The 16,192-nt window shown below is 59.6% G+C and carries 14 protein-coding genes; 3 read left to right on the forward strand and 11 right to left on the reverse strand.

Annotated features, from left to right (window positions below):
- On the forward strand, positions 1-766 hold a 766-nt coding region (locus CJ255_RS23710), incomplete at its 5' end, for an alpha-amylase family protein (protein ID WP_500681119.1).
- A gap of 49 nt (positions 767-815) precedes the next feature.
- Here the strand turns inward: CJ255_RS23710 and CJ255_RS17670 are convergent.
- From CJ255_RS17670 to CJ255_RS17720, 11 genes are all read right to left on the reverse strand, one after another.
- Complete coding sequence (locus CJ255_RS17670) at positions 816-1,025, reverse strand: hypothetical protein (RefSeq protein ID WP_097645419.1); 210 nt, start codon at positions 1,023-1,025, stop codon at positions 816-818.
- Positions 1,022-1,828 (reverse strand): AAA family ATPase, encoded by an 807-nt coding sequence (locus CJ255_RS17675; protein ID WP_165774785.1) that lies wholly within the window; start codon positions 1,826-1,828, stop codon positions 1,022-1,024. The genes CJ255_RS17670 and CJ255_RS17675 overlap by 4 nt, the downstream gene beginning before the upstream one ends.
- A 171-nt stretch (positions 1,829-1,999) precedes the next feature.
- On the reverse strand, positions 2,000-3,010 hold the full coding sequence (locus CJ255_RS17680) for a GNAT family N-acetyltransferase (protein WP_165774786.1): 1,011 nt from the start codon (positions 3,008-3,010) through the stop codon (positions 2,000-2,002).
- Between the two features lie 390 nt (positions 3,011-3,400).
- Complete coding sequence (locus tag CJ255_RS17685; protein WP_097645422.1) at positions 3,401-4,597, reverse strand: class I SAM-dependent rRNA methyltransferase; 1,197 nt, start codon at positions 4,595-4,597, stop codon at positions 3,401-3,403.
- A gap of 306 nt (positions 4,598-4,903) precedes the next feature.
- Positions 4,904-6,145 (reverse strand): glucose-1-phosphate adenylyltransferase family protein, encoded by a 1,242-nt coding sequence (locus CJ255_RS17690; RefSeq protein ID WP_097645423.1) that lies wholly within the window; start codon positions 6,143-6,145, stop codon positions 4,904-4,906.
- Between the two features lie 118 nt (positions 6,146-6,263).
- Complete coding sequence (locus tag CJ255_RS17695; RefSeq protein WP_097645424.1) at positions 6,264-7,517, reverse strand: glucose-1-phosphate adenylyltransferase; 1,254 nt, start codon at positions 7,515-7,517, stop codon at positions 6,264-6,266.
- 106 nt (positions 7,518-7,623) lie between these two features.
- The gene (locus tag CJ255_RS17700) at positions 7,624-8,163 is read right to left on the reverse strand and encodes a VTT domain-containing protein (RefSeq protein ID WP_097645425.1); all 540 of its coding nucleotides are present in this window, start codon (positions 8,161-8,163) and stop codon (positions 7,624-7,626) included.
- 91 nt (positions 8,164-8,254) lie between these two features.
- The gene (locus CJ255_RS17705; protein WP_097645426.1) at positions 8,255-8,704 is read right to left on the reverse strand and encodes a PH domain-containing protein; all 450 of its coding nucleotides are present in this window, start codon (positions 8,702-8,704) and stop codon (positions 8,255-8,257) included.
- A 132-nt stretch (positions 8,705-8,836) separates the two neighbouring features.
- Positions 8,837-11,578, reverse strand: coding sequence for a valine--tRNA ligase (locus tag CJ255_RS17710; RefSeq protein ID WP_097645427.1), 2,742 nt, complete (start codon positions 11,576-11,578; stop codon positions 8,837-8,839).
- Positions 11,579-11,708: 130 nt separating this feature from the next.
- The gene (locus CJ255_RS17715; RefSeq protein ID WP_097645428.1) at positions 11,709-12,683 is read right to left on the reverse strand and encodes a prephenate dehydrogenase; all 975 of its coding nucleotides are present in this window, start codon (positions 12,681-12,683) and stop codon (positions 11,709-11,711) included.
- 81 nt (positions 12,684-12,764) lie between these two features.
- The gene (locus tag CJ255_RS17720; protein ID WP_097645429.1) at positions 12,765-13,676 is read right to left on the reverse strand and encodes a hypothetical protein; all 912 of its coding nucleotides are present in this window, start codon (positions 13,674-13,676) and stop codon (positions 12,765-12,767) included.
- Positions 13,677-13,760: 84 nt separating this feature from the next.
- On the opposite strand from CJ255_RS17720, the gene CJ255_RS17725 reads away from it, so the two are divergent.
- The gene (locus tag CJ255_RS17725) at positions 13,761-14,513 is read left to right on the forward strand and encodes a metallophosphoesterase family protein (protein ID WP_097645430.1); all 753 of its coding nucleotides are present in this window, start codon (positions 13,761-13,763) and stop codon (positions 14,511-14,513) included.
- Between the two features lie 6 nt (positions 14,514-14,519).
- Entirely contained in the window at positions 14,520-15,863 is a 1,344-nt protein-coding gene (locus CJ255_RS17730) for an aspartate aminotransferase family protein (protein ID WP_097645431.1), read from the forward strand.
- The last annotated feature ends 329 nt before the right edge of the window (positions 15,864-16,192 follow it).

Below are 16,192 nucleotides of genomic sequence, written 5' to 3' on the forward strand. Positions count from 1 at the left end.
GGCCCCGCCTGGGCCCAACACCGCCTTCTTCAACTTTCTGGCTTCGCACGACGGCATTGGGGTCGTGCCGGCAACAGGCTTGCTGAGTAGCGAACAGGTTGCCGCCCTCTGTGCGCGGGTAGAACGGCACGGCGGGCTGGTCTCCTATAAAAACAACCCCGACGGCACCCAGAGCGCCTATGAACTCAATTGCACCTGGTTTGATGCGCTCTCCGATCCAGCCGCAGATGAACCGCAGGCGCTCACAGTAGATCGCTTTGTGGCCTCACAAGCGATCATGCTGGCACTGCAAGGCGTACCGGGAATCTATGTACACAGCTTGGTAGGATCGTCCAACAACCATGCGGGCTTTGCGGTAACGAGGCGGGCACGCACATTAAACCGCGCCAAGTGGGAGCGCAGCGCAATTGAGGCTCAGTTAGCCGATCCAAACAGCCGTGCAGCCCAAGTCTTTGCACGCATGGCCACGCTGATACGCACCCGGCGCAGCGCCGCCGCCTTCCACCCCAACATCCCCCAGCGCATCCTCGATCTGGGCAAGCCCATCGTTGCGCTTGAGCGCCAGAGTACCGACGGCACGCAACGCATCTACTGCCTACACAACGTCACCGCCCAAACTCAGGCAGTATGCCTTGACCTCACGCCAGACGCAGAACTGCATGACAGCCTCAACGCCACAAGCTACCGCACACAGCCCAATGGCAGCCTAGAGGTCACCTTAGGGGCATACGCGGTGGCGTGGCTGGTAGAGAGGCCGAAAGGTTGAACTGCATGGTAAGCCTTATACCCTTGAACATGCCGCATGATCAAGAACGCTAAAGACCATTGGAACGCCATGTTCGGCAATCTACAATCGTAAATGGTATTACCCTCTGATCAGGTTGCACCACGTATGGTGGCAGCACATCAACGATGCTGTGTCCCTCGTGAAGAAGCAACTCCTGAGCGGTGCGCTGGACAATCACGGCGAGAAACCGCTCATCTGTGGCCCCTTCGCCATAGAGTGCGAGGACAAGCATACTCATAATCGCCTCGCTCCTCTCAACTCAGCTACGGCTTCCTCAGCGTCAGCACTTGTGAGATACTCAATGATCCGATCAAGCGCGTAGGCATGATCGCTCACAGCAGATGTGGAGGCGATGACAGGTGCCATGCGGGTGACGCGCTGTAGCGCATGGGACGCTTGAGCGTCCACGCTGGTGACAGTCTGGGCGAAGATGAGGGCAGGTAACATGCTTGGTTGTTTGACAAGTGCCGGTGAGTGGGTGTTGACGAGGAGTTGACGGAGGGGGCGCTGTGCGTCTGCGGGGTCTTGCATATCGGTAGCGAGGCTGCACAGAAGGTCGGCGATGCGCTCCATACGCATAGCATGAACCCCGTTTTCTGGCTCTTCCAAACAGAGCACCCCTTGGTGTTGCGGGTCGTGTGCTAAGGTGACCAGGGCGAGCATCCTCAAGGTGCCATCGGAGAGCAAGCGCGCTGAAAAGGAGCGACCATCCTCCATGGTGGCCCAGAGCGTATAGCGATCGCTTGGCCGATCCTCTTCGACATGAAGCCCAATGAGGCCCGGTACGATATTGGCAAGATCACGCGCTATATCTTGTAGAAGCAGAGGATCGCTGGATTGGATGCGCGCCAGCACATTGGGTAGATAACGCCCATCTGGGTAGAGCGAGGCCGGATTGAGGAGCGAACTCGGTTCGCGGAGTATGCTTGGATTGAGTTGCAGAAAGCTCCACGAGCGGATAGCCTCGCGTACGGCAAAGGCGTGTGGAAATTCGGCGCTATTCACACCACTCAATACGGTGCGTTCGATCCGCTCGGCCAAACTTGCCTTAGGGCCAAGTTGACCATCTTGGTGGAGCGTATTGGAAGAATTCCCTATCCAAAATTCCCAAAGAACGCTATACCTGAAAGAGTTAGGTAGGGGCACGGCGCACCGTGTCCCTACCTGTCACCAGCAGTATCTTGAAGTGCAACTCCACCCGGAGGCACAACCCTACCGAGCAGCCACCTGCACCTGGGCCGGTTCAAGCATGACGGCAGGCGCAACCGGGCGCTCAAGCAGCACGAGGCCCGCTTCGCGCACGAACGCATAGCGCTGGTTAATCGCCACCATGCCGCTATTGGTATCCTCAACCCAGGTCACAATCCGCTGGTAGCCATGACGAAGCGCATAGTCAATCGTCAACTCCTTGAGGGTGTGCGCCAGCCCCAAGCCGCGATAGGCGGGCAACGTCCCGGTCAACTCCTGATAGAGTGTCCCAGGGTTTGCCGCCCGGCGCTGCATAAAGCTCAGCCCCACATACTCTGTACCCGCACACACAACAAAGAAGGCGTCGAGCAGGGCATCAGGCGCTTCAACCGCAAAGGCTGCAAACTCCTCGCGGGTGACAAAAATCTTCTCCGGGATCGGCACTTCACGGGTAATCGCAGCGTGCAGCGCATAGATCCGCTCCAGCCAGTCAGGGTCTTCGGCGCGACAGTCAGCAAGCGTGCGCACCCGCAAGCCATGCGTGGCCAAACGCTCTAGGCGCGCCTCAAGCTGCAAACTGGGCGCTTGGGCCACCTCCAAGGTAAAGGGGTGGCTGCGCATCTGCTCACGGAAGCCCCGGCGCTGCAACGCAGCCATGATCTCAGGCTGCTCTTCAGGCACCATGAGCCACATCGCCCGTGCCCCCAACACGCCCAAATCAGCCTCCATCTGGGCGAGTAGGGCCGAACCAATGCCCTGGCGCTCATAATCGCGGCGCACACGAGCGGCAATCCAATAGGTGCCAGGCTCTTTGCGCCAAGTCACCGGGAAAAAGTGGGCCACACCAAGGGTTGTACCGGCGTGGTCCTGAGCGAGGTAGCGCCACGAATGGGCACCGCTCCGCTCACACGTGCGATCAAAGGCGAGGAGGTCGTCGGGCGTGGCCGTTTCGCCGGTCAGCCGGTGGAATGCAGCAACAGCGAGGTAGTCAGCCGGATGCGCCGTAGCCCGCCGGATCGCTAAGTGGGGTAACATACAAGCCTTTCCGCTCATCCTGGTCGCACAGACCGGCAAGTGGCGCATGTTCGCACTACAGCCCCACACATCGGCCCATCCATCGCGGCAACCAGTGACATGATCATGTGCGATGTCTGGCTCTACGTTAGCACACTCAAGCACCCTTTGGCAAGGGGGGAAAGATGAGAAAAAGGGTAGAGGTTTGCACCACAGAGGCACTGAGATTTGAACCACAGAGGCACTGAGGGCACAGAGATGATAAGGTTAGCCTGCAACACAGGAGCGCCGCCCCGGCGGGGCGGCGCTCCTCCGCTGGCATGCGGCATCAGGATGCGCAATGCTTCCAAAACCAATTTTTTCGCGTTCTTTTGCGGCAATATGCGCATCCTCGTGCCCTCGCGCCCCCTCCTACCACCCATGCACCATGCGGGCGACTACGAATTTCAGGTAGCGCCCTTCGGGGAAGCATGCGGGTACCGGGTGATCAAGGGGTTGTCCGGCTTCGTGGATCAATTGGAGCCGGACTTGGGCTTGGAGGGCGGCATCGGCTAGGATGCTTCGGAATTGTTCGGGGCTTACCTGGCTGGTGCAACTAGCACTGACCAGCAGACCACCCGCTTCAAGGCAGCGCAGGGCGAGCGCGTTGAGCCGGGTGTAGGCTCGGACTGCGGCGTGCATGTTGCTCTTCTGACGCGCAAAGCTTGGCGGGTCAAGGATGATCAGTTGGAAACTGCGTCCGGCTTTGGCGTAGCCATCCAGCAACGCGAAGCAGTCCTCGGTCACAAAGCTGTGGCGGGCAGCCTCAAGCTGGTTCAGGGCGAGATTGGCAGCGGCAGCTTCGGCCAGCCCGCGTCCCTGATCAACACTCACCACCTGAGCAGCACCGCCACGGAGCGCATAGAGCGAGAATGCGCCAGTGTAGGCAAAGCAGTTGAGAATGGTGCGCCCACCAGCGAACTGCTCCAGGGTACGCCGATTCTCGCGCTGATCAAGGAACAGGCCGGTCTTTTGCCCTTGGAAGAGATTGGCTTGCAGGTAGAGACCATGCTCTTGCACGACCAACTCGTTGGGCGGCCATTCGCCCCAGAGCAGGCGCATGCCTTCCGTGTCGGACGCAGCCTCAGTGGCCGCATCGGGCTCACGTTCGCGCAGCAACACCCCGCGCAACTCCGGATCGCAGCGGCGCAACGCTGTCGCCACCATTGGTACAAGTGTTTGCACACTGGCAGCATAGGTCTGAATGGTAGCATAATCGCCATAGCGATCCACAACCAAGCCAGGCAACCCATCGCCCTCACCATAGATCCAGCGGTAGGCACTGGTCGCGCCATGATCGCGCAGGCTGGCGCGTAGCTCCCACGCATCCCAAACCCGTTCCGCGATCCAGGTTGCATCGGGAAGTTGTTCGCGGCTAAAGAGGCGCACCGCAATCGGACTCTCGGCATCCCAGAGCCCATAGGCACTCCAGCCACCACAGCGCACCCGCACCCACTGGCCACTGGCGAAGTTGCGTCCTTCACGCACATGGTTACGGTAGATCCAAGGATGCCCTTGGCCAAGACGCGAGCGGATGGAGGAGTCTACTTGAATCTCAGGGATGGTCATAGAGGTGCAGAGAGGTACAGAGATGTTCACCACAGAGGCACAGAGGACACCGAGGTTTTGAAGTTGGGAGCATACACAAAAAGGGACGCACAAAAACAGCGTTGCCTTCGCCCCTCTCCCACAACGTGGGAGAGGCGATGCCCTGCCCTTCGACAAGCTCAGGGGCCGCTTGTCGAAGGGGGTAGGGGGTGAGGGCCATCCTGGGCATCCCAACCAATTACCATTGAATATGCCGCATGCCCAATGACAATCCAGCGCATTGAGACGCCATGTTCGGCAATCTACAATCTGCAATCTACAATGGCATCACACCGTCGCCCCACTAGGCACCTTCCCATCCTTGGGAAAAGCCTGTTCGCTGCTGCGTGGGCGAATGGCGACGTTACGCCCAATGCTGGCACCTTCGGGGATGTGGGCACGCAGGCCCACGATGGTCAGGCCGGTGTTGAGTCGTTCTGGCTGTTCATGGTTGGGGGTGGCCATTTCGCCCTCACCTATGACGGCGCGGGCCCCAATGCGCGCCCACTCGTCAACGATGCAGCGATCCACCACCGCATCGGGGCCAACCCACGCATCACCCATGAGGACGGAATCGCGCACGACAGCACCCGGGGCGACATAGACCCCCGGCGAGATGACTGAGCGCAGGACGGTGCCATAGACGCGGCAGCCATCGCTGAGCAGGCTATTTTCGACGCGGGCATCGGTGCCGATCTCGACGCCAGGGCGGTCTGCGCTGGTGGTATGGATGATCCATTCAGGATCGTAGAGATCAAGGGCAGGCGATTCGGCCAAGAGGGCCACATTGGCCTCATAGTAGGCTTGGACGGTGCCCACGTCGGCCCAGTAGCCTTGGAAGTTGTAGGCGAAAGCGTTGCAACGCCCAATGATCTGGGGCAAAATGTGGCGGCCAAAATCACATGCTTGGTTCTCGCGCAGCAGATCAATCAGGAACTGCTTGCGAAAGACATAGATGCCCATTGAGGCCAAGCTGGAACTGGTGCGGCGCGGCTTCTCATCAAAACGATCCACGCGCCCATCGCCACCAACCGAGACAATCCCATAGCGCCGTGAGTCGTGCGGATTCACACTATGCACCGCCATGGTCACATCGGCCCCCTGCTCGGCGTGGAGCGCCACCAGCGGGCGATAGTCCATCTTATAAATGTGGTCACCCGCCAAGAGCAACACCGCATCAAGCGCCTGATCTTCAATCAGATCAAGGTTGTAGCGCACCGCATCAGCGGTGCCGCGCTGCCAACCGCCACCATCGGGCGTCGGCGAGGGATGCAGCACCCGCAAACCGCCCTGAGCGCGGTCGAGATCCCAAGGACGCCCAACCCCCAGATGGGTAAAGAGCGAACGAGGGCGGTACTGGGTGAGCACGCCGACGTTATAGATACCCGAATTGACACAATTCGAGAGCGTAAAATCAATGATGCGATACTTTCCGGCAAAGGGCACTGCCGCCTCGGTACGCTCTGCCGTCAAGACCGAGAGCGCAGGCGAATCGCCACCAGCCAGAATCAGGGCTAAAGTTCGTAGCATAGTATCTGCCTGTAGTACCAATTACCCGTGAACATGCCGCATTATCAAGCATGCTACAGTCCATTGGGACGCCATGTTCGGTAATCGGTAATCTGCAATCTGCAATCTACAATCGTATTCAGATCGTCTCACCGGAGGCGACATGGCCCTCTGGGAAGTCACTCTCATCGCGGTCGGCGTTGATCACGACATTGCGGCCCACACGAATTCCCGGCGGGATATGGGCAGCTTTGCCGACAACAGTGACGCCCGAATTGAGCTTGTCGGGTTCAGCTTTATTGGGCACACTCAGATCATCACCATCACCGAGGCGCGCCCCAGCCCCTACGACAACCTGTTTATCCACAATGACCCGATCCAGCACCGCGCCAGGGCCAATCCATGTGTCGTTCATCACCACACTATCGCGCACCACCGCCCCAGGCGAGACATAGACGCCCGGTGAGAGGACAGAGTTCTCGACGGTACCGCGAATGGTGCAGCCATTACAGATGATCGCCCGATTGACGCGCGCCTGCGGCCCGATCTTGGCCGGGGGGCGCTCTTCACTACGGGTCAGAATGCGCCAATCGAGATCGTAGAGGTCAAAATCGAGTTGGGGATCGAGCAGTTGCATACTCGTCTCCCAATAGGACTGGATGGTACCCACATCAACCCAATAGCCTTGGAAGCGATGGGCCACCACGCGATCCTCCGCCATCATTGCGGGGATCACATTCTTGCCAAAATCAATACGCGGCTGGTCATCATTGCCCTCAGAGAGGCGCCGCATGAGCACATCGGTATTGAAGACATAGATACCCATCGAAGCCAAATTGCCCTTATCACGGTTCTTGGGCTTCTCCGAAAACTCAACAATGCGATCCTGCTCATCCACCGTCATAATCCCAAAGCGATCAGTCTCTTCCAGAGGAACCTCCATCACCCCAACCGTCAGATCGGCCTGACGGCGGCGATGGGTCTGAATGATGGCATTGTAGTCCATCTTATAGATATGATCGCCCGAAAGGATCAGCGCCAGATCAGCGCGGTGATCACTGAGGAAGGTCAGGTTCTGGTAGATCGCATCAGAGGTACCACGGTACCAACTCTGATCATTGCGGCCCTGGTAGGGCTGAAGCAGGCGCACGCCTCCACGATTGCGGTCGAGATCCCAAGGCTTCCCGATCCCGATATGGTCATTGAGCGAATGGGGGCGATATTGGGTCAACACGGCCACATCAAAGATGCCCGAATTGACACAATTGGAGAGCGTAAAGTCAATAATCCGATACTTCCCGGCAAATGGTACCGAGGGTTTGGCCCGTTTTTCGGAGAGGACACTCAAGCGTGTACCCTCACCTCCGGCCATAATCATCGCAACAACGCGCATAAGTCTCCCTTCCGTGGGACAATACCGTTACGAGCGGCGGCGGTATGGGAGGATCAACTACCGTTGATTGTACCCTTAAACAGGGGATGGTGCAAAGCGACAAATTCTAGGATGCATCCAACCAGACTCCAAAGAGTACCAGCCCACTCATGCGTGCAATGCGCCCCAAAAAGGTGCTGATAAAAAAGACCCAGACGGGGACACCGAGGGCGCCTGCGAGCAGACCGGCGACATCAAAGAGCGGGTTGGGCGGTGCCGCGAGCAGAAAGATGACCAATGGGGCACGCCAGGGATGGCGCAATTGGCGTTGTACCCAGAGGTAAAAGGGGGTTGTTTCGGCCACATGGCGACCCGAACGGCCCACATAGTAGGCTACCAACTCGCCCAAGGCGGAGCCAAGGGCAGCGGCAAAGACAACCCCCCAGGGGTTGAGCGCCTGGCCCAAGCGCATAATCAGCGGATAGTAGGGCACCGGCACAATCACGGTGGCATTCGCAAGCGTCGCTGCCAGCAACGCGCCCACATACCCAAATGCCCCCAAACGCTCGATCAGCGCCGGGGGCAAAAGTAGATAGGCCAGCACATTGGCTACCACAAAAATCAGGCCAACCAAGATTGGACGCAAGAGGCTGGGGCGGGGAGGCATAGTAGATTGGTTAGGAATGTCTTGAATGGCCCTCACCTCCCAAAAAACCTCTGTGTCCTCTGTGCCTCTGTGGTTCAAATTCTCTGTGCCCTCACTCACCCCCCAAGCCAGCGGCCACCTCAAGCTCGCGCTGAAACTCATCGGGCTGGGTTAGGTTGGGACAACTTGCCCGCTCACCACTTCTGCCCTCAACCACGAGGGTGCCATAGCCCAGCCAGCGCCCCATCACATCCCGTTCAACCTTCACACGTTCAACCTGGGTCAAAGCAATCTCAACGCGCTCACGGAAGATGCGGCCACTGCTAAGGCGCACGCGCTGCTCGGTAATCAATTGGGCGCTATTGCTTGCCGCCAACAGCGTCGCCCCCCAGAAGACAGCGGCCACCAGCATGACGCCCACTCCCAGCAAGAGATCGCCCGAACTCAAGAGTACCAGGGCCAAACTGGTAATCATCACCGGACGCACCGCGATTGTCCAGTGCAGACGCCCTTGGTAGAGGACATGCTCGTCTGAGGCATCGGAAGTGGGTTCATCAGGCATGGTCAAAGCTCCTTAGAAGCTGTCTGAAAAGCTAGTGGGCACGCGGTTGGAGTGCCGGCTTTAGCCGGCTGAAGCCGGCACTCCAACACCAGTTCATGGACGTTTCAGACAGCCTCTTATGCGAATCCCTATTCAAAGCTCCTCCAGCCGCGCTTGGAGTTTCACCAACGCCGCCCGTGCTGTCTCTAGCCCTTCGCGTTCACGGGCGACGACGTTGGGCGGGGCTTTGGCGACAAAGCTCGTATTGGCCAACTTCGCTTCGCGGCGCGCCACATCTATCTCGACCGTATCGAGTTCTTTGCGTACCCGCGCCCGCTCGGCGCCAAGATCGATCATGCCTGCGAGCGGTAGGTAACATTCGATACTGCCCAAGACAATCGTAGCGGCTTGACGCGGCTTCTCGCTTAGTTCATGGGTCACGCGCAGTTCATCCGCCTTCACGCGGCCCAGGCGGGCAATCAGGGGCGCTTGGGCGTGCAGCATGGCTGTATGGGGGCCGCCCACAATCGTTGCGGTTACCCATTTGGCCGCTTCAACCTTGTACTCACTGCGGATGTTGCGGATGGCAACGATCAACTCTTGCACCATGGCCCAATCGCGCTCGGCACCCTCATCAAGGTAGCTTGCGGGCAGCACGGGATAGGCGGCGAGCATAATGGTGCGCGGCGCATCAGGGTAGGGGCTGGCAAAGGGGCCATCGGCCACGAGATAGTGCCACAACTCTTCGGTCACGAAGGGCATAAAGGGGTGCAAGAGGCGGAGCGCCCCCTCAAGCACACCATAGAGCACCGCGCGCGTCGTGCGCTGGGCCGTCGCATCGCCTTCCAACTGCACCTTGGCCAACTCAACATACCAATCGGCAAACTCACCCCAGAGGAAATCGTGGATCTGGCGGCCCGCCTCACCAAAATTGTAGCCCTCCATGAGCCGATCCACCTCAATGCTCAAGCGGGCATAGCGCGATATGATCCAGCGGTCGGCCAGACTCATATACTCCAACTGGCGATCAAAGATCGACTCGCGTTGCCCATCGAGCTTACCGATCACAAAGCGCGTCATATTCCAGAGCTTATTGGCAAAATTGCGTGCCGACTCGATGCGCTGCGGATTGAGATTAATGTCCTGCCCCGGCGTCCCACTCGTCGTCAGGGTATAGCGCAGCGCATCGGTACCGTGGGCATCCATCACCTCCAATGGATTCACCACATTCCCGTAGCTCTTCGACATCTTACGCCCGTGTTCATCGCGCACCAGGCCGTGCAGATAGATCGTATGGAAGGGCTCGACCTCAGTGAAGTAGCAGCCCATCATCATCATGCGCGCCACCCAGAAGAAGAGGATATCGTAGCCCGTCTCCATCACGCTATTGGGGTAGAAGGCGGCCAAATCGGGCGTATCATCGGGCCAGCCCAGTGTCGAGAAGGGCCACAAGCCCGAACTGAACCACGTATCGAGGACATCGGGGTCTTGGATGCCACCTTCCGGCGGGGCTTCATCGGGGCCGGGCACCACCATCGTGCCATCGGGCAGATACCAGACCGGAATGCGGTGGCCCCACCAGAGTTGGCGGCTGATGCACCAATCTTCGATATGCTCCAGCCAATGGAAATAGACCTTCTCGAAGCGTTCGGGAATAATGCGCGTGCGCCCATCGCGCACCGCCGCCATAGCCAGATCGGCCATCGTTCGGGTACGCACAAACCACTGCTCAGAGAGCAACGGCTCAATCACCTCACCGCCGCGCTGACTAATGCCAACACTCATCGTATGGGGCTCGGTCTTGACCAACAAGCCCTCTTTCTCCAGATCGGCCAACATGGACTTACGGGCCTCAAAGCGGTCGAGGCCCGCATAGGGGCCACCGGCCTGATTGATGGTCGCATCAAGGTTCAAGACATTGATCAGGGGCAGTTGGTGGCGACGGCCAACCTCATAGTCATTCTTATCATGGGCGGGGGTAATTTTCACCGCACCCGAACCAAAATCCTTATCCACATACTCATCGGCAAGAATAGGAATAGCGCGACCCAGGGCGGGCAGGCAGGCATAGCGCCCCACCAGCGCAGCATAGCGCTCATCAGCGGGGGCCACAGCAACCGCCGTATCACCCAGAATCGTCTCGGGGCGTGTCGTTGCCACCGTAATCCACTCAGTCACCCCTTCAGCCCACCGGCCCGAACCCCACGCATGGCCCCCCGGCCCCAGCGCTTGGTCGGCTTGGGGCGCGTCCACCACCGGGTAGCGCACATACCAGATCGAAACATTGCGCTGTTCGTAGTCCACCTCCAGATCACTGACCGCCGTCTGGAGGTTGGGCGACCAATTGACCAAGTAGGTACCCCGGTAGATCAGCCCATCATCATAGAGCCGTTTGAAGGCGGTGTGTACCGCACGCGAGAGGCCGAGATCAAGGGTGAAGCGTTCGCGGGCCCAATCGCAACTAGCCCCCAAGCGACGCAACTGATTGCAGATCTCCCCGCCATACTTCTCCTTCCAGGCCCATGTACGGCGCAGAAACTCCTCACGGCCAACAGCTTGACGCGAAGTCCCCTCACTCCGCAAAAGACGCTCCACCTGGGTCTGGGTCGCAATCCCCGCGTGGTCGGTACCAGGAATCCAGAGCGTCTGGTAGCCCTGCATCCGCCGCCAGCGAATCATGAGATCCTCAATGGTCACAAACATGGCATGGCCCAAATGGAGCTCGCCGGTCACATTGGGGGGCGGAATCGCAATCACAAAAGGCGGATGGGGCGCATCGGCGCGAGGCGCAAAGAAATCCTGCTCTTCCCACCATGTATAGAGACGACGCTCAACCTGCTGGTGCTCATAAGCCTTAGCCATTTCGGTTGGGCGACGGGGCGCGGCGCTAGTCATGGGCAAAAACCTCGTGTATACGTTTCTTCCAACCGCGTTATTATACCAAAAGTGGAACCTCTAGGATCGTGGGAGGGAGGTTTTCGGGGATGGCTTCGCCATCCCCGAAAACCTCCCTCCCACGATAGCCTTATCCGTCACCTTTGCGCTTTGGAAAGCGGAAACTGAGCAGGCCGGGACGTTCGAGATCGGGTTGGTGTAAGAAGTCGGCCTCGCCGGGGCGCAGGTTGGGGCGACTAGTGAGCCATGTGTCGCGCTGGGCTTTGGTGCGCTGCAACAGCGCCTCGATGCTGGCCGTGTCCTCGGCTTCCACCTGATCGCGCACCTCCACCAAGAAGGTCAGCATAGCATTGATCCAGCGCGTCAACGCGGCGCGATTGGTGAGCAGAATATCGCGGTGCATCTCGGGGTCGCCCGACGCGAGCCGCGAGACATCGCGGAAGCCGGTGGCCGCGAGGGGGGCCAATTCGCGCCAGGCGGGGCTGCTGCTCGTGATCTCCATCAGGCCCACCGAGAGCAGCATGGGCAGGTGCGAGATGGCCGCAACATAGGCATCGTGTTCTTCAGGATCGATGTAGTAGGGCTTGGCCCCCACGGTGCGCACGAGTGCCTCAACCGCATCAAGGGCTCCTTGGGGTGTCTGAGGCGCGGTGGTGATGCAGTAGATCGCACCTTGGAAGAGTTCCGCGTCGGCAGCGGTGACCCCGGCCCGCTCTTTGCCGGCCATCGGATGGCCACCGACGTAGGCTACGCCTGGGCGCAAACTCGCTGCGGCCCAGCGGGAAACTTCCGCCTTCGTACTGGCCACATCAGTCACCACCGCCCCACTTGGCAAGAGCGGGGCGATCTGTTCAAACACGGTACGCACAGCTTGAACCGGGGTGGCAACCACCACCAATTGAGCATTCCGTACTGCCTCATCGAGGGTACGCGCATCGCGGTCAATCGCCAAACGGCCACGGGCCTCCTTCACCACCCGCGCATCGCGGTCCCATCCGGTAAGCTCCAGCGGGCCAAGGGGCGACTCTTTCGGATCGGCGGCGCGCAAGGCCATCCCAAGCGATGCCCCGATCAGGCCCAAGCCAATGATGCTAATGCGAAGCATAAGGACTCCATCATAGGGAAGGAAATAGAAAAGAGGAAAGAGAAAATAGGGGCAGGTTGTGACCAACATGTGTATAACGCACTAGGGAATTTGCCCACGCGGAGTTGGTGGTGCCTCGACGGTGGCATCAGGTGCAGGCGGATTCGGCGGTTCGCTCGGCGGTTCTGGCGGCTCGCTCGGCGGCTCTGTTGGCTCGCTTGGTGGCACCGTCGGTTCGCTTGGCGGCGTGGGCGGCTCAGTCGGAGGTGCAGGTAGCTCCGTTGGTGTGGGTAACACCTCGGTTGGTGTAGGCAACACCTCGGTTGGTGTGGGCAACACCTCGGTTGGCGTGGGCAACACCTCGGTTGGCGGCGGCGGCACCTCGGTTGGTGGGGGCGGCGGCGGCGGCGGGGGTGGCGGCACCTCGGTTGGTGGCGGCGGCGGTGGCGGGGGTGGGGGCGGTGGGGGCGGCACCTCGGTTGGCAGCCTCGTCGCGCTGGGGGTGGCGCTTGCCGTTGCTGTTGGCGCAAGCGTTGGGGTAGCCGTGGCCGTGGCGGTTGCCGCTAAGGTTGGCACCGCTGTCTCTGTGTTCATTGGCGGCTGCGCGGTTGCCGAGCCTCCAAAAAAGCTGCTGTCGCGGAGCAGATCTATGCTCGCAAAGGCGTAGACAACCAGAATGATCCCTAAGAGCAAGAGCAGCCCTAGGTAGATCATGCGGTCACGCATGGGCAGACCAGCCAGCCAGCCGCGCAGCCCTGCCGCTTCTGGGGTTGCCTCCAAGCGCGGCGTGAGGGGCATTATTGGCGTTGAAGGTAAGCGTGAGCCCGTGTATAATGGACAGTTAGTATGATTGGGCGCAAGACAATAGGCACGCTGGTAATCCGCCGGGACAAGCGGAATCTCCTGCGCCTGACCGGCAGCGTAGCAGCGGTGTTCTGCCGTCGGTGAGGCAAAGCGGATCGCTTGATTCTGCTTGAGTCCAAGGTATGGACAGTGGCCTGTTGGCTCAACCATGGTAGTATACGTATTCTAGCAGCGACGCAACCGCGTGCCATTATAGTCCGGTGGCGCGGTCTCCGTCAACGAAGCGGAATTGCTATGCGGATCTTGCTCGTCTCCGATATCCACTCGAACATAGTTGCGTTGGAGGCTGTCTTGCTCGATGCGGGCAGTTTTGATCAACTCTGGTGCCTTGGTGATACCATTGGCTACGGTCCAAGCCCGAATGAGTGTGTTGACCTGATGCGTCATCATGCCAAATTTGCCATTTCTGGCAACCATGATATGGCATGTCTGGGTCAGATTGATCTGCGTGATTTCAATCCCGATGCACGCAATGCTAATCTCTGGAATGGTGAACAGTTGACCGCCACGAACCATGATTGGTTGGCCAACCTTGCGCCTCGTATTGATGTAGACGAACGCTATCTGCTGGCCCACGGCAGTCCGCGTGAGCCAGTCTGGGAGTATCTGCTCTCCGCAGAGGCAGCAGCGGCCAATTTTGAAGTCTTTAGCCAGAAGATCTGCTTCGTTGGCCATTCCCATGTGCAGTTAGGCTTTCGGCAACGCAATGTCTACGACCGCGTTGAACGCTTCTTGCCCGATATGCGCCACCAGCCGCCCCGCGAGCATGTGATTGATCTAAGTGGTGGCTGCCGTTTCTTCATCAATCCTGGGAGTGTCGGCCAACCCCGTGATCAGGATAAGCGGGCTGCCTATGCGCTGCTCGATAGCGATGCGGCAACCCTTACCTTCATGCGTGTTGAGTATGAGATTGAACGCACCCAGAAGCAGATGGTTGAACACGGCTTGCCCACAGCACTTATCCGTCGTCTCGAATATGGTATGTAAGGACTCATGAATCTCGAAGCGACCTACCGTGCCCGTTTTGCCCGTTCGGCCCAACATGCTGCCGAGGCTCAGCGCCGTTTTCCTGGTGGTGTGACCCACGATGGCCGTAGTGCAGTCCCTTTCCCCCTCTTTATTGAACGGGCGGTTGGGGCGTTTAAGTACGATGCTGATGAGAATCGGCTGATTGATTACTGGTGTGGCCACGGGGCGTTGCTTTTGGGCCATGGCCATCCGGCTATCCTTGCGGCGCTCCGTCAGCAGATCGATCTAGGCACCCATGCGGGTGGTGAACATGCTCTCGCGCTGCGCTGGGCTGAGTTGGTGCAACAGCTCGTGCCTGGGGCCGAACGGGTGCGCTTCACCTCGTCGGGCACCGAGGCGACGATGCTGGCAATGCGTCTCGCCCGTGCCTTTACCCAACGCCCGCTGATTGTGCGCTTTCAGGGCCATTTCCACGGTTGGCACGATGGTGCCGCCCCCGGTGCCGATCCCACCGATCCCGGCGCTGGCCTTACTGCTGAACAGTTGGCCAGTCTGCTCACCCTGCCCCCTGAGCTTGAGGCGGTTGCTACGACGCTCGCTCAACGCAACGATGTTGCCGCCGTCATCCTTGAGCCAACCGGGGCGAGCTATGGGACGGTGCCGCTACCGCCCAATTTCCTGCGCGAACTGCGTGCGCTCACCGCTGCCCATGAGGTTCTCTTGATCTGCGATGAGATTGTCACCGGCTTTCGGGTGAGCCCCGGTGGCGCTCAGGCCCAGGCGGGCATAACCGGCGACTTGATCTGCTTGGCTAAAATTGTTGCTGGTGGCCTCGCCGGGGGCGCGGTGGCCGGGCGCGAAGTCATTATGCGCCGCCTTGCCATGGGCGCAGCCGAGGCAGGTGCCCAGGGTCGCATCCGCCATCAGGGGACCTACAACGCCAACCCGCTCGCCGCCGCCGCCGGGGTCGCCTGTCTCGAACTGGTCGCCACAGGTGAGCCGGGGGCAACGGCGGCGGAACGCGGGCAAGCCTTACAACATGCGCTCAACCAAGTACTCCAAGCACGCAAGTTGCATGGCTTCAGCGTCTACGGCGAAGGCTCGATCCTGCACCTCTTTGCCGATCCGGCCTGCGAGCTTGAACCCGGCACGGTGCCCCATCAGTTCCCCCTTGCCCGCCTCAAAGCCGGTGGCGACCCAGCCATCACCACGCCACTCCGCATGGCCCTGCAACTGGCCGGCGTTGACCTGATGCGCGGGCGTAGCGCCTTTGTCAGTGCAGCCCACAGCAGCGCCACGATAGCCGCTACCGCAGCCGCCTTCGATGACGCGCTGGCGCTGCTGGAGCGTGCTGGTTTGTTGAAGTAAGGGATGGTTTCAGTATACTGTATAGTTTGCGCCATAGGTAGTGCCGACTTTAGTCGGCTGAGGTCGCCGACAACCCTCGGATGCCGACTAATGGTCTTCCAGAAATTAATCCGGTGTCGCGGCACGGGCTAGACCTGATAGATATGCCAGATCTGCGAGGTCTGGTTAGCGGATTATTTACTGGAAGACCATAAGTCGGCACTACGACGGTAAAGCTGAAAGGCCGTTTCTGAAACCATCCCTAAGAAGCTATCTGAAAAGCTAGTGGGCACGCGTTGGAGTGCCGGCTTTAGCCGGCTGAAGCCGGCACTCCAACGCCAGTTGATAGA

The organism is Candidatus Viridilinea mediisalina (assembly GCF_002532535.1).
Classification (GTDB): domain Bacteria; phylum Chloroflexota; class Chloroflexia; order Chloroflexales; family Chloroflexaceae; genus Viridilinea; species Viridilinea mediisalina.